Annotated in this window: 17 protein-coding genes and 1 pseudogene; 1 reads left to right on the forward strand and 17 read right to left on the reverse strand. The window is 74.0% G+C overall.

Going from position 1 to position 24,085, the window contains the following annotated elements:
* The first annotated feature begins 42 nt into the window (after positions 1 to 42).
* Positions 43 to 1,260 (forward strand): cytochrome P450, encoded by a 1,218-nt coding sequence (locus CLV43_RS07345; RefSeq protein ID WP_106186294.1) that lies wholly within the window; start codon positions 43 to 45, stop codon positions 1,258 to 1,260.
* Between the two features lie 37 nt (positions 1,261 to 1,297).
* Here CLV43_RS07345 and CLV43_RS07350 read toward each other — a convergent pair whose 3' ends face one another.
* The 17 genes and pseudogenes from CLV43_RS07350 to CLV43_RS07430 form a co-directional block, all read right to left on the reverse strand.
* A complete protein-coding gene (locus tag CLV43_RS07350; RefSeq protein WP_106186295.1) occupies positions 1,298 to 2,275 on the reverse strand; it encodes a methyltransferase in 978 nt (325 codons plus the stop codon).
* A 24-nt stretch (positions 2,276 to 2,299) separates the two neighbouring features.
* Positions 2,300 to 3,970: a helix-turn-helix domain-containing protein gene (locus CLV43_RS07355; RefSeq protein ID WP_106186296.1), complete on the reverse strand. Its 1,671-nt coding sequence runs from the start codon at positions 3,968 to 3,970 to the stop codon at positions 2,300 to 2,302.
* An 89-nt stretch (positions 3,971 to 4,059) separates the two neighbouring features.
* Positions 4,060 to 4,941, reverse strand: a complete 882-nt coding sequence (locus CLV43_RS07360; protein ID WP_211304274.1) for a GNAT family N-acetyltransferase — start codon at positions 4,939 to 4,941, stop codon at positions 4,060 to 4,062.
* Positions 4,942 to 4,981: 40 nt separating this feature from the next.
* The gene (locus tag CLV43_RS07365) at positions 4,982 to 8,281 is read right to left on the reverse strand and encodes a serine hydrolase (protein WP_106186297.1); all 3,300 of its coding nucleotides are present in this window, start codon (positions 8,279 to 8,281) and stop codon (positions 4,982 to 4,984) included.
* A gap of 26 nt (positions 8,282 to 8,307) precedes the next feature.
* Positions 8,308 to 9,024: pseudogene (locus CLV43_RS07370) on the reverse strand (ABC transporter ATP-binding protein); the annotation flags it as partial.
* A complete protein-coding gene (locus tag CLV43_RS07375) occupies positions 9,021 to 10,961 on the reverse strand; it encodes a dipeptide/oligopeptide/nickel ABC transporter permease/ATP-binding protein (protein WP_106186299.1) in 1,941 nt (646 codons plus the stop codon). The pseudogene CLV43_RS07370 and the gene CLV43_RS07375, both read right to left, overlap by 4 nt.
* Before the next feature lie 4 nt (positions 10,962 to 10,965).
* Positions 10,966 to 11,961 (reverse strand): ABC transporter permease, encoded by a 996-nt coding sequence (locus tag CLV43_RS07380; protein ID WP_106186805.1) that lies wholly within the window; start codon positions 11,959 to 11,961, stop codon positions 10,966 to 10,968.
* A gap of 21 nt (positions 11,962 to 11,982) precedes the next feature.
* The gene (locus CLV43_RS07385; protein WP_106186300.1) at positions 11,983 to 13,578 is read right to left on the reverse strand and encodes an ABC transporter substrate-binding protein; all 1,596 of its coding nucleotides are present in this window, start codon (positions 13,576 to 13,578) and stop codon (positions 11,983 to 11,985) included.
* 49 nt (positions 13,579 to 13,627) lie between these two features.
* Positions 13,628 to 15,016 (reverse strand): serine hydrolase domain-containing protein, encoded by a 1,389-nt coding sequence (locus tag CLV43_RS07390; protein WP_106186301.1) that lies wholly within the window; start codon positions 15,014 to 15,016, stop codon positions 13,628 to 13,630.
* Positions 15,017 to 15,137: 121 nt separating this feature from the next.
* The gene (locus CLV43_RS07395; protein WP_425445737.1) at positions 15,138 to 15,815 is read right to left on the reverse strand and encodes a hypothetical protein; all 678 of its coding nucleotides are present in this window, start codon (positions 15,813 to 15,815) and stop codon (positions 15,138 to 15,140) included.
* A gap of 55 nt (positions 15,816 to 15,870) precedes the next feature.
* On the reverse strand, positions 15,871 to 17,472 hold the full coding sequence (locus CLV43_RS07400; protein ID WP_106186302.1) for a glycoside hydrolase family protein: 1,602 nt from the start codon (positions 17,470 to 17,472) through the stop codon (positions 15,871 to 15,873).
* 24 nt (positions 17,473 to 17,496) lie between these two features.
* Positions 17,497 to 18,096, reverse strand: a complete 600-nt coding sequence (locus CLV43_RS07405; RefSeq protein ID WP_106186303.1) for a bifunctional 4-hydroxy-2-oxoglutarate aldolase/2-dehydro-3-deoxy-phosphogluconate aldolase — start codon at positions 18,094 to 18,096, stop codon at positions 17,497 to 17,499.
* A complete protein-coding gene (locus CLV43_RS07410) occupies positions 18,086 to 18,856 on the reverse strand; it encodes an IclR family transcriptional regulator (RefSeq protein ID WP_106186304.1) in 771 nt (256 codons plus the stop codon). Before CLV43_RS07410 ends, CLV43_RS07405 begins: the two co-directional genes overlap by 11 nt.
* A gap of 1 nt (position 18,857) precedes the next feature.
* Positions 18,858 to 19,802 carry a sugar kinase gene (locus tag CLV43_RS07415; RefSeq protein ID WP_106186305.1) on the reverse strand — a complete coding sequence of 315 codons (945 nt, stop codon included), beginning with the start codon at positions 19,800 to 19,802 and terminating at the stop codon, positions 18,858 to 18,860.
* Complete coding sequence (locus CLV43_RS07420; RefSeq protein WP_106186306.1) at positions 19,799 to 20,791, reverse strand: Gfo/Idh/MocA family protein; 993 nt, start codon at positions 20,789 to 20,791, stop codon at positions 19,799 to 19,801. Before CLV43_RS07420 ends, CLV43_RS07415 begins: the two co-directional genes overlap by 4 nt.
* Positions 20,788 to 21,687 carry an SMP-30/gluconolactonase/LRE family protein gene (locus CLV43_RS07425; protein ID WP_106186307.1) on the reverse strand — a complete coding sequence of 300 codons (900 nt, stop codon included), beginning with the start codon at positions 21,685 to 21,687 and terminating at the stop codon, positions 20,788 to 20,790. Before CLV43_RS07425 ends, CLV43_RS07420 begins: the two co-directional genes overlap by 4 nt.
* A gap of 21 nt (positions 21,688 to 21,708) precedes the next feature.
* Positions 21,709 to 24,081: an RICIN domain-containing protein gene (locus CLV43_RS07430; RefSeq protein ID WP_170155729.1), complete on the reverse strand. Its 2,373-nt coding sequence runs from the start codon at positions 24,079 to 24,081 to the stop codon at positions 21,709 to 21,711.
* Between the last annotated feature and the right edge of the window lie 4 nt (positions 24,082 to 24,085).

The raw sequence follows: 24,085 nt of genomic DNA on the forward strand, positions 1-24,085 counted from the left end.
GGGGAGGAAGGCACCTTCCCGAACACCTGGAGGACCGAGCGCATGTCCGCTCCCGCAGTACCGGTACCCACCTGCGACGTGTTCTCCGCGGAGGCCATGGCCGATCCCGTGGCACTGCTGCGCCGAACCCGCACCGAGAGCCCGGTCAGCTGGCTGCCGGGACTCGACTCCTACCTGTTGACCCGCAACGCCGACGTCGTGGCGGCGTTGCGGGACCCGAAGCTGATCGGCGGCAACCTGACCCAGGGCGTCGACCGGCTCAGCCCCGACGAGGTCGCCGAGCTGCGGCCGCTGCGCGAGTCGCTCGAACGCTGGATGGGGCACACGGACGAGAACGACCACGTCCGCTTCCAGCAACTGCTCAAGCGGTACTTCACGCCCGCGATGGTCGACGGCCTGCGGCCGCGCGTGCGGGAGCTGACCACCGAGCTGCTCGACGCCGTCGAGCCGAACGGCCGGATGGACGTGGTCACCGACCTCGCGTACCCGTTGCCCGCCAACGTGATCGCCGAGATGCTCGGGATGCCGACCAGCGACCGCGAGCAGCTGCAGGCGTGGTCGCGCGACATCACCGCGGTGTTCACCATCGCCGACGTGGACGACCTGCGGGCGGGCCAGCGCAGCGTGCTGGAGATGCAGGAGTACCTGCGACCGATGCTCGCCGAGCGCCGGACCGAGCCCCGTGACGACCTGCTCAGCATGTTCGCCGCCGCCGAGGCCCGCGGGGTCGTGACGGAGGACGAGGCGGTCGCGAACTGCGTGCTGCTGCTGTTCGCGGGCCACGAGACCACCGCGGGCCTCATCTCGAACGGCCTGGTGCTGCTGCTGGAGAACCCCGACCAGCTGGCCCTGCTGCGCGAACAGCCCGACCTCACGCCGACCGCGGTGGAGGAGATGCTGCGCATGGACGGCCCGGCAGGCGTGATCTCCAGGGTGGCGACCGAGGAGGTCGACCTGGCGGGCCACCGGTTCCGCGCGGGCGACCGCTTCTACCTCGCCATGAACGCGGGCAACCGCGACCCTGAGGTGTTCCCGGACCCCGATCGCTTCGATGTGACCCGCAAGCCCAACCGGCACACGGCGTTCGGCATGGGCTCGTTCTACTGCCTCGGCGCCGCGCTGGCGCGGGTCGAGGCGGACGAGTGCTTCCGGCTGCTGCTCGACCGGCTGCCGAACCTGCGCGCGGCCTACGAGCGGCCGCCGTGGCGCAACGTGGTGCCGCTCAACCACCGCCTGGACACGCTGCCGGTGGAGTTCTGACAGCCGCCCGGCGCCCCGCACACCGGGGCGCCGGGTGTCAGCCCGCGCGGAGCTCCAACGCCGTCCGCCCCTCCGAGACCGGACCCGAGCCCTGGAGCGCGAGCCCGCACTCCGCGGCCAGCGCGGCCAGCTCGTCGACGGTCCGTTCGCGGCCGTTGAAGCACATCAGCATGAACAGGTCGATCCCCGTGTCGGCGCCCCGCCCGCGCACCGGCTCGATCACCACCACGGTGGCGTCCGGCGCGGCGGCCTCCCGGCAGCGGGTCAGGATGGCGCGGACGTGGTCGTCGTCCCAGTCGTGCAGGATGTCGGACAGGACGTAGGCGTCGGCGCCGGTGGGCAGCGGGTCGAAGAAGCTGCCGGTGACGGTGCCCGCGCGGTCGGCGATCCCGCCCGCGGCGAACCTGGCGGTGGCGCCGGTGGTCGGGGGCAGGTCCAGGACGCGGCCCCGGACGCCGGGGTGGGCGAGCAGGATCGCGGTGAGCAGGTTGCCGTCGCCGCCGCCGAGGTCCAGCACGTCGGTGAAGCGGCCCCAGTCGAAGCGCTCGGCGATGTGCGGCACGTGCGCGCGGAACCGCCACTCCATCTGCGCGTCGAACGAGCGGCGCAGCTCCGGCCGGGCGTCGAGGTCGGCCCAGAAGTCGCGGCCGTAGCGGTGCGGGTAGGCGGGCGCGCCCGTGGTGACGGTTTCGAGCAGGTCGACGAACGCCAGGTCCGCGCGCCCACCCGCGCTGGTGATGTCGAGCAGCGGCTTGACGCCCTCCGGGGAGTCCTGCGCCATCTGGGCGCCGAGGTCCGTCGGCCGGTAGAGGTCGGCCTCCAGGGTGAAGACGCCGACGGCGACGAGGTGGTCGAGCAGGCGGCGCAGCGCGGGCCCGGACGCGCCGGTGTCGGCGGCGAGCCGCCGCGCGGTCGCGCCCTCGCTGCCGGCGCGTTCTACGAGACCCAGGGTCGCGGCCACCCGGATGGCCATCGGGGTGGCCAGGTCGGCCATGGCGAGGATCGACTGTCGCATCAGCCGAACGTATCGACGCGGGCCTCAGCCGTCGATCGGCGGTTCGAGGGTCGACCCGACGCGGACCACGCGCAGCTGCAGCATCGCGGCGAAGCGCTGGTCGGGGTCACCCAGGTCGACGCCGCCCACCTCGGCGACCCGGCGCAGCCGGTAGCGGAAGGTGTTCTGGTGCACGAAGACGGACTCGGCGGCCGCGACGACGTCGCCGAAGGAGTCCAGCCAGGCCCGCAGGGTCTCGACCAGGCAGCCGTGGTGCCTGCGGTCGTAGTCGATCAGCCGCGCCAGCGCCCCGGTCGGCTCGTCGCCGCGGGCGGCGGCGAGGTCCCGCAGCTCCACGACCAGCGCCTCGCCCTGCAGCTCGTCCAGGCTGCCGATCCGCCGGTGCGCGGGCCCCTCGCGCAGCACCCGCAGCACGCGGTCGACGCACGAGCGGCTGTGGGCGACACCGGAGAGGCTGAGCGCGACCGGTCCGACGGCGGCGACCGCGGGCAGCCGGTCGCCGACCCGGTCGAGGAAGTCCTGGAGGGTCCGCTCCGCGCGGCTCCCCGCCTTGTCGGCGGCACCGGTCAGCGGCAGCAGGCCGTAGACGACGTCGCCGATCGCCGCGGCCGCCGACCTCGGGTGGATCGCGGCCAGGTGCAGGGCGAACGCGTCGCCGAGCCGCTGCCGGTCGTGCACGACGGCCGCGCTGTCGGAGTCGTCGCGGTCGCGGTCGTCCAGCGCCACGCCGAGCACCAGCAGCGACCGGCCCGCCAGTCCGAGCCGTTCCAACGCCTCCCCCGCGCCCGCGCCGCCCTCCAGGGCCGAGCTGAGCAGGTCCGCCCGCACCCGCCGCTGCACGTCGGCGCCCGCGCGGAAGCGGAGCAGGTGCAGCGCCACGAGCTTGGCCGACTCGCGCAGGGCCTCGGTGCGCTCGGCGCTGAGCCGACCGGGCACGGCCGCCCAGATCGAGCCGAGCACCTCGTCCCCGGCGCGCACGGCGATGGCGACGCGCGGCAGCGTGAAGCCGCCCTTGCCGTCGGGGATAGGCCCGATGGTCACGGGCCGGTCGCCGCGGAAGAGCTCCCGGAAGACCCCGCGCTCGCGGAGGATCCGGGAGAGCCGTTCGGGCACCTGGCGGCCCAGGATGGTCTCGACCCGCGACGGGTCGGCCTCGTCCTGGCGGCCGGAGAAGGCCAGTATCCGGGAGTTGCGGTCCTCGATGGTGATCGGCGCGTCGAGCAGCGACGCGATCGCGTTGGCGACCGCGAACAGGTCGCCCGCGGGCAGGCCGCCCAGTGACTCCGCCTGGTCCACGCGGACGTCGCCGTCGGCGAGCACGGAGCGCAGCATCTCGCTGAGGTGGCTCCACGGCGCGCCCCGGCTCAGCCCGAGCACGGCCACCCCCGACTCGTCGGCCGCGGCGCGCACCTCGTCGGTGAGCGGGACCGGTGCCCGCAGGACGAGCGCGGCGGCGCGCTGGCGCCCGAGCGAGCGCAGCAGCGCGGCGACCTGGCCGGGGTCCTCGACCCCGACGCCGAGCACGAGCGCGTGGGGCGAGAGCACGGGCTGGTCGAGCGGGTCGTGGATGACGACGCCGCTGATGTCCCCCGGCCGGTCGAGGTCGCCGTGCACCAGGTCGAGCAGGGTCGCGCCCAGGTGCTCGACCACCCGGCCCAGACTCCCGCGGGCGTGCGCGGTGCCGGAGTGCTGCATGGATCCACGTTAGGGCGGAGTCGATCAGCCCGCTAGTCGGATCCCACCGGATCCCGGCGCGCGGTTCGTGGGATCCGACGAAGCACCTGTCACGGCTGCCTGCGCACGACGTACCAGCCCGCCCGGTCGAACCCGTCGATCCGGCCGCCGCGCTCGACCAGCCCGGTCAGCGCCTCGCGCACGGCGAGCCGCCAGCGGCCCGCCAGCACGGGGTCGGCCGACCGCAGCCCCTCGACGTCCGGGGGCACGGCCACCAACGAGGTCTCGCCGTCGAGCACGCCGGGCACCGGACCGCCGTCCTCGCCCACGCCGACCGCCACCACCGCCCCAGCCGCCAGCTCGTCCGCGGCGACGGTGCCCACGGCGTCGCCGGTGCTGGCCAGGACGACCGCCCGGTCGCGCAGCGGCCAGCGCACCAGGAGCCGGTCGGAGTCCTGGTCGCCGTTGATGGCGTCGACCATCGGGCCGTAGAAGTTCGTCAGGTACTCCGCGGGCCGCGCGCCCAGCTTGACCAGGTTGAAGTAGGCGTTGCGCGCCACCAGCGGGTCGAACGTCCAGGCGATCTCGGACAGGCCGCGCTCCAACGCCCACGCCCGCTGGTGCAGCTTGAGCGCGAACCCGACGCTGCGCCCGGCGGCGGCCCCGGACACCCCCGCGATGTGGCTGTGCAGCGCGTCGCCCGCCGGGGCGTGGACGAAGCCCACGCAGGCCCCGACCAGCAGGTCGCCGGAGAACGCGCCCGCCACGTAGTTGCCCGCCTTGGTGAACGCGCGCAGCAGCTCGATCGTCACCGGCGGGTTCGCGACCCGTCCCCAGATGGTGGCGAACAGGCCCACCACCTGGTTCAGCTCCGCGAGGTGCGCGAGGTCGCGGACCGAGACACCGGCGGCCCGCGCCGCGACGGCGGCGGTGTGCACGGCCTGGTCCAGCTCCGGCCGCACCGCCGCGTTCATGTCGGTCACGAGGTTCATCGCTCCTCAGTTCGTCGAAGTGGTGGTCGGGGCACCGGTGTCAGGACACCCGCGGTGTCGCCCGCACCCCGAAGTGCACGTACCGCTCGCCGGTCGGCAGCTCGTAGAAGGTGACCGGCGCCCACGTCTCGGCCTCCGGCGGCTTGACCGCGAACAGCGCCGGGCCGACCGGGACCAGCGGGTGCTCCTCGACCGGGTCGGGCAGCAGGGCCGCGATCGGGCCGGTGACCGTGGTCCGCAGCCGCGGGCCGTCGGGGCCGTTCTCGACGTCCATCCGCACGGCGGCCCGCTCGTAGACCCCGACGAACGGGGTCGCGTCGACCTCCACCGGCTCCTCCGGCGGCGCGAACGGCCGGGGCACCGCGACGTCGGCGACCTCGGCGAAGATCTCGCGGTAGAGGTCCTCGTACAGGTCGCGGGTGTGGCCGCCGTTGGTCAGCAGCACCACGGCCAGGCCCTGCTCGGGCAGCACCCGCAGGAACGCCGCCTGGCCGAGCGTGTTGCCGTCGTGGCCGAACAGCCGCTGGCCGTCCCAGCCGAACCGGATCCAGCCGAGTCCCCACGAGTCGCCGAGCGACAGCTTGTCCGGCAGGTCGGCCTGGTGCGACGTCATCGCCGCGACGCTCTGGGCGCTCAGCACCTCGGTGCCGTCGGCCGCGACGCCACCGAGCAGGTGCATGCGCGCGAACGCGAGCACGTCGGCGACGGTGGAGGTGACCAGCCCGGCCGGTCCGATCGAGCGGGGCAGCCCCCACGCCGGTGCCGGGACCGGTTCGCCGTCGCGCTCGTCGTGGCCGACCGCGGCGGCGAACAGCAGCGCCTCCTCGGGGAGCGTCACGGTGTGCGCGAGCCCGAGCGGCGTGAACAGCCGCTCGCGCATGGCCTGGTCCCAGGTCTGCCCGGTGACCTTCTCGACCACCCGGCCCAGCAGCGCGTAGCCGGAGTTGCAGTAGGACCAGGTCGCGCCCACCGGGTGGTTCTGCCCGGCCTCGCCGAGCACGTCGACGTAGCGCTCCAGGCAGTCGTCGCCGCGGCCGGTGTCGGTGAACACGTCGCCGTCGATGCCGCTGGTGTGGTTGAGCAGGTGCCGGAGGGTGACCGACTTCGTGATCTCCGCGTCGGCGAGCCGCAGCTCCGGCAGCACGTCGACGACCGGCGTGTCGAGGTCGAGCTTCCCCTCGTCGACCAGCGCCATCACGACGGTCGCCGTCCACACCTTGGTGATCGAGCCGATCTGGAACAGCGAGTCGGTGCCGACCGGGGCGCCGGTGCGGACGTTCAGCACGCCGTGCGCGGCCTCGACCAGCTCGTCGTCGGACTCCCCCGAGCCGAGCCGCAGGATGCCGAGCTGCGCGCCGGGCACCCGGTGCCGCTCGGCGAGCCGGGCCAGCCGGCGCCGCCAGTGCGCGGCGTCGATCCGGGCCCGTCCGCCGCGCTCGGTGTGGCGCTCCAGCCAGTCGAGCACCCGGTGGTTGAAGTCGAGCCGCTGCGACGGCGGGCCGAGCAGGATGAACGCGTGCGAGGCGTCCGGGTAGACGACCAGCCGGGTCGGGACGCCCTGCTCGCGCAGCGCGGTGTGCCACTGCTGGGCCTGGCCGAGCGGGCACGTCAGGTCGTCCGCGCCGTGCAGCAGGAGGGTCGGCGTGCGGACGTCGGCGACGCGGGTGAGCGGTGACATGGCGGCGTAGCGCTCCGGCTGCTGCCACGGCGTGCCCTCGAGCTCGTAGGCGCTGAGGAAGTGGCTGTCGTCGCTGGAGCCGCCCATGCTCACCAGGTCGCTGACCGTGCCGCCCGCCACGGCCGCGGCGAACCGGTCGTCGTGGCCGGTCAGCCAGCACGTCATGAACCCGCCGTAGCTGTACCCGGCGACCGCGAGCCGCTCCGGGTCGGCGAACCCGTCGGCGACCAGCCGGTCCAGCGGCTCCAGGAAGTCGGCGGCGTCCGCGACACCCCACGCGCCGCGGACGCCGTCGTAGAAGGCCTCCCCGTACCCGTCGCTGCCGCGCGGGTTGACCAGCAGCACGGCCCAGCCGCGGGCGACCAGCTCCTGGTGGTAGAGGTGGATCTCGTCGGCCGCGCCGTTCCACGCGTTGTGCGGGCCGCCGTGCACGTCGAGCAGGACCGGGCGGGGGCCGCGGCGGGCGGGGTCGTGTATGAGCCACGCCTGCACCTCGGTGCCGTCGGAGATGGTGAACCACCGCTCCTCGCGGGGGTAGGTGTCCACTCCGGACAGCGCGGCACCGTGGTCGGTGAGCACCCTCTCCGCGCCGGTCCCCAGGTCGACGACCGCGATCTCGCCGAACGAGGTGGGCGTGGTGAGCGCGACCGCGCCGAGGGTGCCTGCCACCGACAGCCCGGACACGACCCGGCCCGCGCCGTCGAGGACCGGGCGGGCGTCGGTGCCGTCGGCGGCGACCGACCAGAGGTGCGTGCAGCCGTGGTCGCGCAGGCAGAACCAGACCCGGCCGCCGTGCTCGTGCGGCAGGCCGCCGGGGTACGCCGTGGCTCCCGGCATCACGTTGCGGTCCACCGCGGCCGACAGGTCGGTGACCTCACCGCCGACCACGGCGACGCGGTGGAGGTGGGCGTGGGCGACCGGGTCGCCCGCCCAGCCGACCACGAGCAGCGCGGACCCGTCCTCCACCCAGCCGACCGTGGACGCCACCCCGTCGGCGAAGGCGAGCACCTTCGGCCGGGCGTGCGGATCGTCGACCTCCAGGAGGTGCACCGGGACGCGGTGGCGCAGGTCGCTGTCGGGTCCGGACGGCCGGGTGAACGCCAGCGTCGTGCCGTCCGGCGACCAGGCCGGGGCGCCCGCGCCGTGCGGCCCGTCGGTGAGCTGCCGGAGCTCGCGGCTGCCGGGGTCGAGGACGTGCACCTGCGTGCGGACCTGCCCGAACATACCGAGGGAGTCGGTCTGGTAGTCGATGCCGTCGGAGACCATCGGCCCCTTCGCGCCACCGGTCGGGTCGACCGGCGCGGTGAACGCGAGCCTGCGCCCGTCCGGGCTCCAGCGCGGCGCACCCGCCCCGAGCGGCAGGTCCGTCACCTGCTCGGGCTCGCCGCCCGGCACGCCGACGACGGCGACCTGGCCGTCGCGGAGGAAGGCGAGCCGGGTGCCGTCCGGGGACCAGGCGGGCGCCGCGTCGGCCGGACCGGAGGTCAGCCTGCGGGGCGCGTCGCCGTCGGTGCCGACCAGCCACAGCTCGTCGGTGTAGCGGTCCCCTTCGACGTCCGGGGTCCGCAGGGCGTAGGCGATCCGGCTCCCGTCGGGCGACAGCGCGGGCTGCGAGGGGACCACGAGGTCGGTGAGGTCCTCGACGCGCATCCGACGGGTCATCGCTGGCTCCTTGGCGTGGATCGTCCTGGCACGGCGGCGAGCAGCTCGCGGGTGTAGTCGTGGGCGGGCTCGGTGAGCACCCGCTCGGCGGGTCCCTGCTCGACGATCCGGCCGTCGCGCATCACGGCGACGTGCGAGGCGACGTAGCGGACCACCGCGAGGTTGTGGGAGATGAACAGGATCGTGAGGCCGAGGTCGCGCTGGAGCTCGCGGACCAGGTTGAGCACCGCGCCCTGGACCGAGACGTCCAGCGCGGAGGTGATCTCGTCGGCGATGACCACCCGCGGGCGGGCGGCCAGGGCGCGCGCGAACGCGACCCGCTGCCGCTGCCCGCCGGAGAGCCGCGACGGGACGTTGCCCGCGCACGCCGGGTCGAGGTGCACCAGCTCCAGCAGCCGCTCGACCTCCGCCCGCCGTTCGGCGCGGGTACCGCCCGGCGGCATCGCCTCGGTCACGCTCTCGCCGACGGTCATCCGCGGGTCGAGCGAGGAGTACGGGTCCTGGAACACCATCTGCAACGGGCGCGGCCTGCCGCGGGTCGGCACCGGCGCGCCGCCGAGGGTGATCCGGCCGCCGCTCAACGGGGCCAGGCCGACGGCGGCCCGCGCGAGCGTGGACTTGCCGGAGCCGGACTCGCCGACGAGGCCGACCACCTCCCCCTCCGGCACGGTCAGGCTCACCCCGTCCACGGCGGTGGCCTTGCCGTAGCGGACCGTCACGTCGTCGAACCGCAGCTCGCTCACAGGGACTCCACCGTCTCCACCAGGTCGTCGGTCATCCGGACGGGCGGCAGCGGTTCGCCCGCGTGCCAGCACGCCACCCGGTGCCGACCCGAGTCGGCCACCAGCGGCGGGTCCTCCGCGCGGCAGCGGGCGTCGGCGAGCGGGCACCGGTCGGCGTAGGCGCAGCCGACCGGGGCGTCGGCGGGGCTGACCGGGCGGCCGGGGATGGTCGCGAGCGGCCGGGTCAGGTCGGTCGCCATGTCGGGCACGGCCTCGACCAGCGCCCGTGTGTAGGGGTGCCGGGCCGCGGTGGCCAGGTCGGCGGCGGGCAGGTCCTCGACGACCCGGCCCGCGTACATCACCATCACCCGGTCGCAGACCTCGCCGACCACCGTGACGTCGTGGCTGATCAGCACCAGCGCCACGTCGTCGGCCTCGCGGATCGCGGTGAGCAGGTCGAGCACCTGCTGCTGCACGGTCACGTCGAGCGCGGTGGTGGGCTCGTCCGCGACGATCAGCGACGGCTTGCCCATCAGGCCCATGCCGATCATCGCCCGCTGGCGCATCCCGCCGGAGAACTCGTGCGGGTACTGCCTCACGCGGGTGGCCGCGTCCGGGATGCGCACGGCGGTCAGCCGGTCCACCGCGCGGGCGGTCGCCTCGCGGCGCGTCATGCCCTGGTGGTGGGTGGCGACCTCCGCCAGCTGGGCGCCGATGCGGCGGGTGGGGTTGAACGAGGTCATCGGGTCCTGGAACACCATGGCCAGCGAGGTGCCCAGCATCCGGCGGCGCACCGCGGTGTCCGGTGCCAGCAGGTCGGTGCCCAGCAGGTCGAGCCGGGTGGCGTCGACCCGGCCGTGGTCGGCGACGAGCCGGGTGATCGCCAGCGCCGTCATGGACTTGCCCGACCCCGACTCGCCGACGATGCCGACCGCCTCGCCGCGGCGCACCTCGAAGGAGACGCCGCGGACCAGCCGGACCGGACCCGCCGGGCCGGGGAAGGTGACCTCCAGGTCGCGGACGTCGAGCACCACGTCCGACGACGGCTCGGGGACGTCCTCGTCGTCGTGCGCCGCGGCCTCCGGTTCGGCCGCCACGACGGCGCGCGTCGTCGCGACCGTGCGCAGGCCGACGCCGACGGAGACGCCGAGTCCTTTCGCGACGGACTCGCCGAAGAGGTTGAACGCCAGTCCTGCCACCAGGACGGCCGCGCCGGGGGTGAGCGCGGCGGCCGCGTTCACGTAGATGGCGGCGATGCCGTCGTAGAGCAGGCGGCCCCAGTCGTAGGAGGGCGACTGGACGCCGAGGCCGAGGAAGGACAGGCCGGCGAAGGACAGCAGCGCGTTGCCCGCGCCGATGGTCGCGTTGACCACGAGCGGTTCGGCGATGTTCGGCAGCACGTGGCGGAACAGGATCCGGACCCGGCCGACCCCGGCCATCCTGGCCGCCGCGATGTAGTCGCGCGCCGCGATCCCGGCCACCAGGGTCTGGGTGAGCCTGGCGAACGCGGGGGCGCCCGCCAGGCCGATGGCCATCACCGCGCCGGTCGCGCCCGCGCCGAACACGACCGCGAAGAACAGCGCCAGCAGGATTCCGGGGAAGGCGACGGCGATGTTGACCGCGGCCGTCACCAGCCTCCCGGTGCGCCTGCCGAGCACGAACGGCGCCGCGCCGAGCAGCAGGCCGACCACCACCGCGAGCACGATCGCCATCAGGGCGAGCAGCATCGACAGCCGGCAGGCCACGAGGACCCGCAGCAGGATGTCCCGGCCGAGGTTGTCCGTCCCGGCCCAGTGCTCACCCGACGGCGCCGCCAGGATGTTGTCGGTGTCGACGACGTCCGCGTCGGCGCCCCAGAGGACCGGGCCGAGGCAGGCCAGTGCGAGCAGCGCGACCACGAACACGGTCGCGGTGAGGCCCAGCGGGGTGCGGACGACCCGTGACCAGCGTCCTTGCATCTCCTCAGTCCTCCCGGATCTTCGAACGGGGGTCGAGCACGGCGAGCGCGACGTCCACGACGAGGTTCGTGACCAGCACGCCCACGCCGTACACGAGGACGATCGCCTGCACGACCGGGTAGTCCTTGGTGAGGATGGACTGCACGATCGTGCTGCCGAGGCCCGGCCAGGCGAAGACGTTCTCCACCAGCACGGTGCCCGCCACCATCGCCCCCAGCAGGAGACCGCCCAGCGTCAGCGCCGCGGTGACGGCGTTGGGCAGCGCGTGTCCCAGGTAGACGGTCCTGGCCGGGAGCCGCTTGGCGCGGGCGGTGCGGACGAAGTCCGCCTCCAGCACGCCGACCATCTCGACCCGGACGATCCTGGCCAGGATCGCCGCGGGCCCGATCGCCAGCGAGAACACCGGGAGCACGTAGGCCGACGCCGTCTCGTCGCCCGCCACCGGGAACCACCCGAGCCGGATGCCGAACACGTAGATCAGCGCGACCCCGATCAGGAAGTCCGGCACGGTCGCGACGAACACGCTGGTCGTGGTGAACGCGAGCTCGGTGCGCCTGCCGTGGCCGCGCCGGGTCAGCACGCCCATGACCACGCCCAGCGGGATCGCCACGAGCACCGCGCCCAGGAACGCGAGCACGGCCAGCGACAGCGTGGCGGGCAGCCGCTGCGCGACCACGTCGGACACCGGCAGCTGGGAGGAGATCGACGTGCCGAGGTCTCCCGTGAACAGGCCCTTCAGGTAGTGCAGGTACTGGGTGGCCAGCGGGTCGTCCAGTCCCAGCGCGTGCCTGCGCGCCTCGACCAGCTCCACCGGGGCGGTGGGGCCGAGCGCGCCGCGGACCGGGTCGCCGGGGATGAGGTGGATCATGGCGAAGGACGCCGTCACCAGTACCCAGAGCGAGACCAGCAGCCGCCCCAGGCGCCGGAGCGCGAACCGCGCCCACGGACGTTCCCCCGGCACCGCTGGGCCCGCGGTCGGGCTCTCGGCTGTCAGGCTCATCGCCATGTCCACCTCCCTCCGCTACTTCGCGAGCACGCGGATGCTCGTCGGGATGAGCAGGCCCGGTGTCTGGAACTCCGCGCCCTTGCCGAACGTCCGCACGGACTTGCTGGCGAACGGCACGATCTCCGACTTGGCGATCAGGCCGGACTCAGCGGCGAGCCACCCGGAGCACCCCTCGACACCGGGGACGGCCATGGCCGCGGTGACCGCCTTGTCGTACTCCGGGTCGGAGATCGCGGAGAAGTTCGTCCCCGCGGGGGCCGCCGGACCGGACAGGAACGGCACGAGCTGGTCGGGGCTGCTGACGTTGAGCGAGACCCAGGTGACGTCCCAGTCGCCCGCACCGAAGATGGTGCTGGTCAACGTGGTCTCGTCCTGGCTGCGCGCGGTGGCGTCGACGCCGACCGCCTTCCACTGCTGCACCGCGAGCTCGGCCGCCGCGTCACCCGCGCTGCCGTTGTTGTTCTGGTACAGGAAGACCAGCGACAGCGGCTTGCCGTCCTTGGTGCGCTTGCCATCGGCACCCGCCTTCCACCCGGCCTCGTCGAGCAGCGCGGCCGCCGCCTTCGCGTCGAACGCGGGCAGCGCCTTCGACACCGAGTCCCCGGTGCAGGCGACCGGCTCGTTCGCGGCCAGCGTCGTCGCCGGGCCGCCCTGGTCGGAGGTGAGGACCTTGCGCAGCTGGGCGAGGTCGAGCGCCTGGGTCAGCGCCTTGCGGACCTTCGGGTCGCTGGTGACCCGGCCCTCGCCGTGGTTGTACCACTGCTCCCCCACCAGGGCCGGGGTCTCGGTGGAGTACAGCCCGGACTTCGCCAGCCGGTCGGCGTCGGGTCCGGACACCTGCGCGGCGTTCAGGCCGCCGGACAGCAGCAGGTTCGCCGCCGTCGTCTCGTTCTGCACGACCTTGACCACGACCGTCTTCGGCAGGCCCTTGGTCGCCGTGGTGGCGCCGTCGGGGCCCCACTTGTAGCCGTCGCGGACCGTGTAGGTGTAGTGGTCGCCCGGCGCCGCCTCGGTCAGCTTGTACGGACCGGTGCCCGCGGTGGCGGTCTTGAGCGTGGTGCGGTCGGCCATCCCGGCCGGGCAGACCATCGGCAGGTTCGCCAGTCCGTTGAGGACGAACGGCGCGGGCGCGGCGAGCGTGACCGTCACCGTGGCCGCCGCGTCGTCGGCCACCGACTTGGCGCCCGCGGGGAAGAACGTGCCCGTGAACGGGCTCTTGCTGGCCGGGTCCGCGACGAAGTCGAGGTTGCGGGCCACGTCGGTGGCGGTCAGCTTCGCGCCGTCGGAGCACGTGATGTCGGCGTTCAGCGTGAGCGTGATCGTCGTGCCCTTGACGTCCCAGGACTTCGCGAGCCCGGACTTGATCTCGCCCGTCTTGCCGTCGACGCTGACCAGCGGGTCGTAGGCGAACTGGGAGACGGTGAACAGCGTGGTGCCCGCCCCCATCTGGGGGTCGAGGTTGCCGGGGTCCGACGACGTCGCCAGCGTGAACGTGCCGCCGTCGACGAACTCGGCCTTGCCGCCGCCGGTCGAGGTGCCCCCGCAGCCGGCGAGCACGGCGGCGGCGAGGCAGAGGGACAGGGCGTGGATGCCCGTTGTGGTCCGCTTCATGGCGGTTCCGTTCCGTGCGTTGAGCGGGTTTGTGCAGGTGGTGGGTGTGTCAGGCACCGGCGCGCCGCACGGCGCGACCGAGGTGCAGGTAGAGCGCGTGACCGGTGCCGTCGTCGCCGAGGAAGGCGTGCGGCATGTGCATCCCGCGGTCGGCCTCGAGCGGGATCAGCATGTCGTCGCGGTAGTGGACGAGCTCGGACCGCTCGACCTTGCCGCCCATCTCGACGAGGGCGCCCTTGGGGATCTGCTCGATCCAGATCCGGCGGTCGGCGTCCTGGCTGACGGTCAGGTCGAAGACCTCCGCCGAGTAGGTGCCGAGGAAGCGCTCGGCGTCGATCGGCTCCGGTTCGGACGGCGGCTTGGGCAGCGCGGGCAGCGCGACGTCGGTGAGCTCGGCGAGCACGTGGCCGACGACGTCGTGGTAGAGCGAGACGGTGTCGCCGCCATTGGTCAGCAGGGCGATGGCCAGCCCGGCCTCGGGCACGATCCGCAGGAACGCGTTCTGCCCGATGGTGGTGCCGTCGTGCCCGATGATCGTCCCGTCCGGGGTGTCGAACCGCTCGAACCCGAGCCCCCACGACGTCCCCATGAGGCCGAGGTCCGGCAGGTCCACCTCGCGGCCGTGCATCCTGGCCGCGGTGCCGGGCGCGAGCACCTGGGTGCCGTCGGCGGCCAGGCCGTCCTCCAGGTGCATGCGGGCGAACGCGACCAGGTCGCGCGGCCGCATCGCGAGCATCGAGCCCGCGGGGGCGTTCGACCGCGCCATGGCCCAGATCGGGGCGGGCACGTACGCGCCGCCCTGCTCCTCCTGGATGTGACCGACCGCGGCCCGGAACATGATCGCCTCGTACGGGCCGGTCGCCGCGTGGGTGAGCCCCAGCCGGGCGATCAGGTGCTCGCGCAGGCACACGTCGTACGGCTTGCCGCGCAGCACCTCCACGAGCCTGCCGAGGACGCAGAAGCCCGCGTTGTTGTAGGAGAACCGCTCGCCGGGCGGGAACAGCTGCGGCACCTCGTGCAGCGTCGCGACGTACTTCTCGAGGCAGTCGTCGCCGATCCCGGTGTCGGTGAAGATGTCGCCCTCGAACCCGGCCGTGTGGCTCAGCAGGTGCCGCACGGTGATCCGCCCGGCCGCGTCCTCGTCCGCCACCCGGAACTCCGGCAGGTGGGTCCGGACCGGCTCGTCCAGCCCGACCACGCCCTCGTCGACGAGCTGCAGCACCAGGGTGCTGGTCCACAGCTTCGTGACGGACCCGATCTGGAACACCGAGTCGGCGGTCGCCTCCACGCCGGTCGCTTTGCTCAGCAGGCCCGCGGCACCGTCGACCACCTGGCCGCCCTGCAGCACGGCCCACGCCGCACCCGGAACGTCGTGCTCGCGCAACAGCGACGGAAGCCGCTCGTCGAGCCAGCCGTGAACATCGTGCAGGTCGCTCATGCGGGATGATGCTAGGAACGAACCGGACGGCTGTGTTCGTCGTCGGCGACAACTCGACGACCGCGACTTGGTCGCCGGCGCCATGTCCCGCCGTCCGCACGCCGGCTTCCGCCGGGAGCGGTCACAGGCAGGGCGGGCGGTAGCCGTGCACGCGCAGGCCGCGGAACTCGACGTCGTTGGCGGTCTTGCCGACGAAGACGAGCCCGCGCGCCTCCCGCAGCGCCGAGTCGAAGGAGTAGGCGGGCGTGCCGAGCTCCGGCAGCGTCGTCCACGCGTCCGGCCGGAAGCTGTAGAACCTGGTCACCGTCCGGCCGCCGGTGGCGGGCACCCTGGCGAGCCACTTGTCCCCGCCGCTCCAGTGCGACGCCGGGCGCAGCTGCACGTACAGGTCGTCGGTGGCGCTGTAGGTCAGCCAGAACCCGGCCGAGCGCGACAGGTCTGCCTGGGCCTCGAACCGGTTGCCCAGCCAGACGACGGCGACGTGCCACTCGGCGCCGAGGAACGACACCTTCGCCGCGTACTCGACCCCGTGCCCGTGCTCCCGGCCCACGGGCGTGAGCAGGCTGCCGGTCGCGGGCACGGTGGCGCCCTCCCCGCTGGCCAGCCACTGCTGGAGCAGGTCGATCGACGGGGTCCGGCACTCGCCGCCGCGGGAGTGCCCGCCGACCTCCGGCCGCGCGGTCGCGGGCCCCGGCGCCACCGCGACGCACAGGGCCAGGGCCGCCACCGGTACTCCCACTGCCGCGACGAGCTTGCGCACGTTCTCTCCCCTGGTGTCGACGACCGCCCCCGACATCATGGTCACCCCGACGTGGTCCAGTCCAATACTGGCCACGATCGGAGCAGTCGGCCGGTCACCGCCGCCGACCACCCGCCAGCCGCACCGACACGGCGCCGAAGGACGAGCGGCCCGTGGGCGTCGAGCACTGCAGGCCCACGTAGCTGGTCGGCGGGATCAGGGTCGGGTCCACCGCCGACAGCACCAGCCGGTCGCCGTCGTAGAGCGCCAGCGCCGAACCGGTCAACGCGAAGCGGAGCCGGTGCGTGGTGCCGGGGGTGATGGAGGAGGCGCTGCCGACCCCGGCGATCCTGGTGTTCACCCCGTCGGCGACGACGCCGATCGCGTACTCGTTGCCCCACGAGGCGATGCCCGCGTAGTAGTAGCTGTCCCGGCCGGTGCAGCGGGCCAGCAGGACGGTGTCGCGGTCGGCGACGGCGGTGCTGGTGGGCGTCACGTCGGCGGACACCTCGTAGTCCAGCGCCGGGACCACCACGTTGCCCTGCAACGTCTGCGGCGACCCCGCGACACCGTTGCCCAGCGTCGTGGCCCGGTTGCCCGCCACGGTGAACGACGCGCCGCTGGGGATCGCCCACCCCTGCGTCATGGTCCACTTCGCCGGGTCCACGATCTGCTGGGCGTCCCGCCAGATCGCCAGCTCGATCGTCTCGTTCCACCCCGGCCTGTTGTTCTTGGCGTTGTAGAACACGTGGTCGGCGCCCGCGTGCCGGACCACGAACTGCCGGTAGACCATCGAGTCCTCCGGCCCGCCTGCCACGCCGAGGTCGAGCTCGTGGGCGGCACGGGTCAGCTCCCACTTCACCCCGTCGCGCGAGAGCAGCTTGCCGCCGCGTGACGGGTAGTCGGCCTGCCAGCCGACCACGCGCATCTCGTACCCGCCGTCGGCGGTGCGCCGGACGTTCGGCCCGCCGATGCCCAGCGACGCCCAGCCGCCGTCGCGCATGGGCCGCACGACGGGGTTGGCCGGGTGCTTGGTCCACGGACCCGCGGGGTTCTTCGCGGTGGCGTAGCAGATGTACTCGGGCTCGCCGCCCGCCGAGGCGATCTTGCCCGCCGTGTACCAGATCTTCCACGTCCGCTCGGCCGCGTCGTAGAGCAGCGAGGAGTTGTAGACGTAGTCGTCCTCCCACGGCATCGTCGACTCCAGCACGACACCGCGCTTGGTCCAGGGGCCGCCGGGCGCGGACGCCGTCGCGTAGTGCACCCGGCCCTTGCCCGCGCCGTCGATGCCGAAGTACGTCATGTGCCACGTGCCGTCGAGGTACACGACGCTGGGCTGGTTCAGGTTGTTGCGGTCGGAGTCCAGCGAGCGCACCAGCACCGGGTCCGCGGCCTTGGTCCACGTGCGGCCGTCCTCGCTGGTCGCGTAGCCGACGTAGTACAGGGAGCCGTACCACATCTTGAACCGCGGACCGCCGCCCTGGTTGTACACCAGGCACGGGTCCTGCAGCAGCGAGGTCTCCCAGGGCAGGGACTGCTGGAGCACCACGCCCTGCCGCTGCCAGCCCGCGACGGGGCCGAAGTCGTCGCGCAGCACCTCCTGCCCGGCCCTGGCGGTGGGAGCGGCGGTCGCGGTGGCGGTCGGGAGGCCGAGGTGCAGGCCCGCCACGGTGGCGGCGCCCGCGCCGAGGAAGGCTCGGCGGGAGGGGTGGGACATCGTCGTCTCCGGTTCTCTGGTGGGTCAGTCGGCGAGGGATCTGATGACCGCCGGGTCGGCGGTGCTGAAAGCGCTGCCCAGCGCGACGGCACTGGCACCCGCGCGCAGGAAGTCGGCGGCGTTGCCGGCGTCCACGCCGCCGGTCGCGACGAAGCGCACCCCGGGGAACGGGCCGCGCAGCGCGGTGAACCACGCGGGCGTGAGCACCGAGGCCGGGAACGCCTTCTGCCACACGCACCCGGCGGCCAGTGCGGCGGACACCTCGGTGCCGGTGGCGACACCGGGCAGGTGCGCGACGCCCAGCACGGCGGCGGCCTCGACCACGCCCGCGTCGAAGCCGGGGGCGACGGTGAACGCGACGCCGAGCGCGTGCACCGCGCGCAGCACGTCCACACCCGTCACGGTGCCCGCGCCCACCAGCACCCCCGGCCGGTCGCGCGCCCAGTCCAGCGCGGCGGTCAGGGACGCCCGGGACTCCTCGCCGTGCCACGGGACCTCGACCAGCCCGACGCCGAGCGACGCCGCGTGCTCGCACAGCCGCACGGTCGTCGTGGGGTCGTGGCCGCGCAGGATCACCAGCACGGGCAGGCGGTCCAGGTGGGTGGTGAACGGGTCAGCCCGCACTGCGCCCCACCCCCGCGGGCCCGGTCCAGCCCAACTCCTGGGAGATCTCCGACGCCACCGTCCACAGCCGCGGCAGGTGGCGGCGCAGCTTCTCCAGCCGTTCGATCGCGCACAGCGCCGTGATCGACACGCCCGCGCGGATGGCACCGCCGCCGTCGCGCACCGGGACCGCCACGCACGCGAGGTAGCTCTCGTACTCGCCGTCGTCGACGGCGTACCCCTGCTTGCGGACCTTGGCCAGCTCGGCGGCGAACTCGGCGCGGCCGGTGATGGTCGAGTCGGTGAACCGCTCGAACGTCGCCGAGGCCAGCACCGCCTCGCACCGGTCGGGCGGCAGTCCGGCGAGGATCGCCTTGGCCACGCCCGCGGTGTGCACCTGGACGGGGGCGCCGATGCGGGACGCCATCCGCACGGCACCGCGCCCCTCCACCTTGTCGACGTAGACGATGTCGTGCCCGTCGAGCTGGGCGAGGTGGATGGTGTGCCCGATCTCCTGCCCCAGCCGCTCCAGCCGGGGCCGCGCGGCGGTGCGCAGGTCCATCCGGTCGAGGGTCTCCACGGCCAGGCCGATCAGCCCGTAGCCGATGGTCCAGGTGAGGTCGTCGAGCCTGCGGACGAGCCGGTGCCGTTCGAGGGTCTGGAGCAGCCGCAGCACCGTGGAGCGGTGCACGCCGAGCAGCTCGGCGAGGTGGGTGAGGCGCTGCGGGCCGGGCGCGCAGGCGTCGAGGATCGCGGCGGCCCGGTCGACGGACTGGGACATGTCAGCTCCCTGCTGCCGTGGCCCGGTCCGCCTCGCGGACCAGGTCGGCTGGCGGTCGGGTGGTCGTGACGTGGTCGGACAACGACGTGAGGGCGCTCTGGGCCATCAGGTGCCCGAGGCGCAGCCGGGCCGGGTGCGGCAGGCCGACCAGCATCCCGTGCAGCCAGCCCGCGGCGAACGCGTCGCCCGCGCCGACCGGTTCCACGACGTCGACCGGCAGCGCGGGCTCGGTGAACCGGCCGTCCGCGGTGAACGCGGTCGCGTCGACCGCGCCGTCCTTGACGACCACGGCCGCCGGGTCGGCCAGCAGGTCGCGCACCTGCTCCGGGGTCGTGGTGCCCCACAGCGCGGCGGCCTCGTCGAGCCCGACGAACACCACGTCGGCCCGCCGTGCCAGGTCGCGCAGGGTCCGGGCGGCCTCGGCGCGGTCCGCCCAGAGCACCGGGCGGTGGTTGACGTCGAAGCTGGTCGACACCCTGTGGTCTCCGGCGAGCGCGTACCCGACGGCGTCCCGGCACGACGCCGACAGCGCGGGCGTGACACCCGACAGGTGCAGGTGCCGCGGGCGGGCGGCGAGCGCGCGGTCCACGTCGGCGCGGGACAGCTGCGACGCGGCCGAGCCGTCGCGGTAGTAGGTGACCCGCGAGCCGTCCGCGGCCGGGTCCTTGAGGAAGAACCCGGTGCGCCCCCGGTCGAGGCGGTGGGTCAGCGACACGTCGACCCCGGCGGCTGAGACGTCGTCGAGCACCCGCGAGCCCAGCGCGTCGTCGCCGACCAGGCTGACCCACGCGACCGTGCTGCCCAGCAGCGCGAGCCCCTGCGCCACGTTCGACTCCGCGCCCGCCGTGGTGAGCACGAAGCTCCCCGCGGCCCGCAGCGACCGGCCGTCGGCGGGCAAGAGCTGCGCCATGCTCTCGCCGAGGCACACGGCGTCCGGCCCGCTCATGCCCGCGCCACCGCGACGAGGACGCCGTCCCGGCGCAGCGACTCGGTCGCGGCCAGGACGACCGCGAGGTCGGCGAACCCCTCCCGACCCGGCACGACCGCCTCGCCGCCCGCGTCGATCGCGCGGAGCCAGTCGTCCACGATCAGCCGGTGGCTGTCGTAGTAGTTCTCGGCGCCCCGGCTCGCGGCGCCGTCGGGCGTCCAGAGCCCGCACCCTCCCGCGTCGCCGTCGTAGTCGACCACGACGTCGAGCCGCCCGCCGGTGCCCACCACGGTCGCCTCGACCTGCGCGGCGGGTCCGGGACTGGCCCAGGTCAGCAGCGACTGCGCGACGACACCGCTCGCCAGCCGCAGGGTCAGCGCCACGGCGTCGGCGGCCTTCCCCCCGGCCGGGTGCGCCGACACGGCCTCCACCGGGCCGCCCAGCATGCGGACCAGGCTGGCCTGGTGCGTCCCCTGGTCGAGCAGGATGCCGCTGGACGGTCCCGTGCCCCGGCGCCAGCCGTCGCGCACCCACACGCCGTCCACGCGGTAGGCGCGGGTGGCCAGGACGGCGAGCACGTCGCCGACCTCCCCGGCGTCGAGCGCCGCCCGCGCGTCGAGCACTGCCCGCAAGTGCGGGTAGTTCTCGGCCACCGCGAGGACGAGCCCGCCCTCCGCCGCGACCGCCACCATCCGCCGGGCGTCCGGCAGCGTGGTGGCGAGCGGCTTCTCGACCAGCACGTGGCACCCGGCCTCCAGCGCCTCCAGGACGACCTCCGCGTGCAGGTGGTGCGGCACGCGGACGTCCACGGCGGTGGCGCCCGTGGCCCGGCGGGCCTCGGCCAACGACGTGAACGCCGCCGCCCCGGTCACCTCCGCGACCCGACCGGCCCGCGCCGGGTCGGGGTCCACGGCCGCAACGAGCCTCGGCGCGTCCGGTCCGGAGTAGACGGACCCGGCCACGATCGCGCCCATGGCCCCGCACCCCACCAGGGCGATCCGGGTCACGAGCCGCTCCCTTCCGGTCGGAACCTGTCGGCGGGCAGCCCGGTGACGTCCGTGCGGACCGCGAAGACCTTGCCCGCGTGCGGTTCCGCGGCCGACCGCTCCGGTGTGAAGCCCTCCTGCGAGGTCGTGACGAACAGCACCGACAGGTCGGGGCCGCCGAAGCAGCAGCTGCTGACCTGCGTGGCGGGCACGTCGACCCGTGCCAGCACCTCACCGGTCGGGCTGAACCGCACCACCGCCGACCCGCCCCACAGGGCCACCCACAGGCAGCCCTCGGCGTCGGCGGTCATGCCGTCGGGAGCGCCGAGCGCCGGGTCGACCCCGAACGCCGTCTCCCGGCCGGCCAGCCGCCCGTCCGGGTCGACCCGGACCAGGTCGACGCGCTGGGTGGGCGTGTCGACGTAGTGGAACGCGTCCGGGCCGCGCCAGGCGATCCCGTTGGAGATGGTCACGCCGCCGAGCACGTGGTGGGCGCGCTCGCCGTCCAGTCGGTAGAGCGACCCGGCGCCCGGTGCGCGGTCGTGGGCCATGCTGCCCGCCCACATCCGGCCGCGCGGGTCGCAGCACCCGTCGTTCATCCGGGTGCGGCCGCCGTGCACCCGCTCGGGTTCGGCCACCGTCCGCACGGAGCCGTCGACGCCGAGCCGGGCGAACCCCAGCTCGCTCGCGACGACCCACCCGTCCTCGGGTTCGGCGCACGGCACGACCGCGCCGACCGGCTGCCCGACGGCGTGGGTGGTCACGGGGCCGAGCGCGTCGGGCAGCCACCCGGCGCGGTGCACGAGCCCCGCGTACAGGTCCACCCACAGCAGCTCCTGGCGCACGTCGTCCCACAGGGGTCCCTCGGCGTGCTCGGCGCGGGCGTCGAGGACCACGTCGGCCTGGTGGGTCCGCATCTCGTTCCTCCCCTGGGGTTCCTAGCCGCGCAAGCGCAGCGACGTGTACGAGTTGGCCGGGAACGTGTAGGTCAGCGCGGTCCCGCCGGTGAGCTGGGCGGTGGAGTCGTGCGGCACCACGTTCTCCGGGTTGCCCGCGGTGTTCACGGCGTTCGGCCGACCATCCAATGTGGACACCGCGGCGGTGTCGGCGCGGAACCCGTCCAGGCGCAGGGTGTAGGTCAGCGGCTCGGCCGTAGCGTTGACGACGTCGACCGACAGCCCGTTCCCGTCGGCGGAGACCAGCGCGGTCACGTTGAACAGCCCGTCGCCGCCCGTGACGTCGGTCCGCGCCACACCGGGCTGCCAGGAGGCCGCCTTCATCCGGTGCACGTAGTAGGGCGGCTGGCCCCACACCTGGTTCTGGTTCAGGAACACCAGCCCCTGGTTCCACCCGTTGTCGTTCTGCCCGTCGACCTGCAGGGCGTTGGCCGAGGACACCACGTCCACCTTCGGCCTGCGCTGCAACGCGTTGATGGCGTAGGCGTTGGCCAGCGCGCGGGCCAGGTCGTGCCGGTCGGCGTTCAGCTCGAACACCACCACGTGGTAGTCCGCGCCGGGGCTGATCCGGCCGAGCTGGTCGACGTAGCTGTCCAGCGCGCGGATCTGCGACTCGACGCCGTCGGTCTGCTGCGTCCAGAGGTGGATGTCGAAGTCGACCACCGCGCCGTAGGCCTTGGACAGGTCGAGGATCTTCTGGTGCGCGGCCAGGGTGTCCACCTTGCCGCCGCCGGTGAAGTGGAACGGGTCGGTGATCACGTCGCTGTAGGAGAAGTCGCCCACGACGAGCCGGATCGTCGGGTCGTAGGACCACACCACGTCCGCGAGCGCCTTGAACTTCCGCCAGTACGCCTCGTCGACGGCATTCTCGTTGCCCAGCTGGAGCCGCCGCACCGCGTACGGCGCCGGGTGCCCGTCGGCGACGCGGCGCGCGCCCCAGATCGAGCCCGCCGGGCCGTAGAGGTACTGGAGCAGGTCGGCGACGTCCTGCGGCGTCTCGTCGATGTTCAGCGACGGCACGGCCTCGATCCCCATCGCCTCACCGAGCCGGAGGAACTCGAAGACGCCCCAGCCGTTGGACTCGTAGGGGTACCAGAAGCCCTTGGTCACCGGCCGCCGCACGGGGTCGCCGATCATCGCCTTCCAGCGGTACTCGGAGACGTCGCCGCAGCCGCTGTTGGCGCAGCCGCCGAACCGGATGGCCTTGAGGCCCTGCCGCACCATCGCGTCGGCCACGTCCTTGCGCACGTGCTGGCCCTGGAAGCGGCCCCACGCACCGGGTTCGAGGAACACGTAGCCGACGTCGGCCGTGCCGGGCCCGGCCAGCTCGACCACGAGCCGCGCGTGCGCGTCGGTCGTGGTCGGGGTCAGGGTGAACGTCGAGGTGCGCCACCCGTTGCCCGACGGGCTGATCGCGGTACGGGCGTAGGTCCGGCTGCCGTCGCCGTTCTGCAGTGCGACGCCCACCGGCCGGTCGGTGCGCAGCGCGATCGTCCCCTCGTACGGCTTCCCGGCCACCAAGCCGATCCCCTGGCGGTTGAGGCCCCGGTTCTCCACGCCGACGGTGCCGGTTCCGGTGGCGAACCGGATCCGCTGGGACTGCCCGCCCTTGAACGGGCTCGTGGTGTCCAGCGCGTACTCGCCGCGGGCGCCGCCGGTCGAGGTCGCCCGCCACATCCCGCTCACCCCGGCGTCGTAGGCCGGTTCCGCGAACGCCTCGCCGAACACCAGCTGGCTGTAGATGCCGCCGTAGACCTCGTGGTTGACGTCCTCCAGCCCCGCGGCGACGTGGGTGCGCGGGACCTGGCCCACGACGTCGTCGGCGTGCACGACCACCTCGCGGACCAGTGCCGTGGGCACCAGCTTCCACGTCTGCCCGGCGCGTCCGGTGGTCCGGCTCCACAGCCGCGCCTCGGTCCCCGCCGCCGTACTGCCGTCCTTTGTGGACAGCAGCCGCCCACCGGTACCCCGGTTGGCGACCGTGACGGTGCCGCCGCCCGCGTCGTCGATCCGCCACTGCTGGTCCGGGTAGCTCCCGAGGTAGTCCCACAGGTGCACGACCGCGCCGTCCCCGGAGCCGCCGTCCACCGTCGACAGCGACTTCCCGTTGCCGTCGTTGACGATCCGGCGGAAGCCGTCGCCGAGGTCGACCACGCGCCACAGCTGGCGGCGGTCGCCCGTGTACGGGTCGACGGTCATCGCGGGGTCGTTCCCGGACCTGGTGGCACCCAGGACGTTCCCGCTCGTGGCCTCGACGAGGGTGTAGGTGGTCTCCGCCGCGGCGGTCGCGGTCGTGGCGGAGACCGCGGCCGCGGCCAGTGCCGCCACGAGCGCGGCGACCAGGTATCGCTTCACGGGC

The organism is Umezawaea tangerina, assembly GCF_003002815.1.
Lineage (GTDB): Bacteria > Actinomycetota > Actinomycetes > Mycobacteriales > Pseudonocardiaceae > Umezawaea > Umezawaea tangerina.

Coding starts and splice junctions, on each gene's coding strand:
- CLV43_RS07345 (WP_106186294.1), top strand. CDS start 43: ATGTCCGCTCCCGCAGTACCGGTACCCACCTGCGACGTGTTCTCCGCG.
- CLV43_RS07350 (WP_106186295.1), bottom strand. CDS start 2,275: ATGCGACAGTCGATCCTCGCCATGGCCGACCTGGCCACCCCGATGGCC.
- CLV43_RS07355 (WP_106186296.1), bottom strand. CDS start 3,970: ATGCAGCACTCCGGCACCGCGCACGCCCGCGGGAGTCTGGGCCGGGTG.
- CLV43_RS07360 (WP_211304274.1), bottom strand. CDS start 4,941: ATGAACCTCGTGACCGACATGAACGCGGCGGTGCGGCCGGAGCTGGAC.
- CLV43_RS07365 (WP_106186297.1), bottom strand. CDS start 8,281: ATGACCCGTCGGATGCGCGTCGAGGACCTCACCGACCTCGTGGTCCCC.
- CLV43_RS07375 (WP_106186299.1), bottom strand. CDS start 10,961: ATGCAAGGACGCTGGTCACGGGTCGTCCGCACCCCGCTGGGCCTCACC.
- CLV43_RS07380 (WP_106186805.1), bottom strand. CDS start 11,961: ATGAGCCTGACAGCCGAGAGCCCGACCGCGGGCCCAGCGGTGCCGGGG.
- CLV43_RS07385 (WP_106186300.1), bottom strand. CDS start 13,578: ATGAAGCGGACCACAACGGGCATCCACGCCCTGTCCCTCTGCCTCGCC.
- CLV43_RS07390 (WP_106186301.1), bottom strand. CDS start 15,016: ATGAGCGACCTGCACGATGTTCACGGCTGGCTCGACGAGCGGCTTCCG.
- CLV43_RS07395 (WP_425445737.1), bottom strand. CDS start 15,815: ATGATGTCGGGGGCGGTCGTCGACACCAGGGGAGAGAACGTGCGCAAG.
- CLV43_RS07400 (WP_106186302.1), bottom strand. CDS start 17,472: ATGTCCCACCCCTCCCGCCGAGCCTTCCTCGGCGCGGGCGCCGCCACC.
- CLV43_RS07410 (WP_106186304.1), bottom strand. CDS start 18,856: ATGTCCCAGTCCGTCGACCGGGCCGCCGCGATCCTCGACGCCTGCGCG.
- CLV43_RS07415 (WP_106186305.1), bottom strand. CDS start 19,802: ATGAGCGGGCCGGACGCCGTGTGCCTCGGCGAGAGCATGGCGCAGCTC.
- CLV43_RS07425 (WP_106186307.1), bottom strand. CDS start 21,687: ATGCGGACCCACCAGGCCGACGTGGTCCTCGACGCCCGCGCCGAGCAC.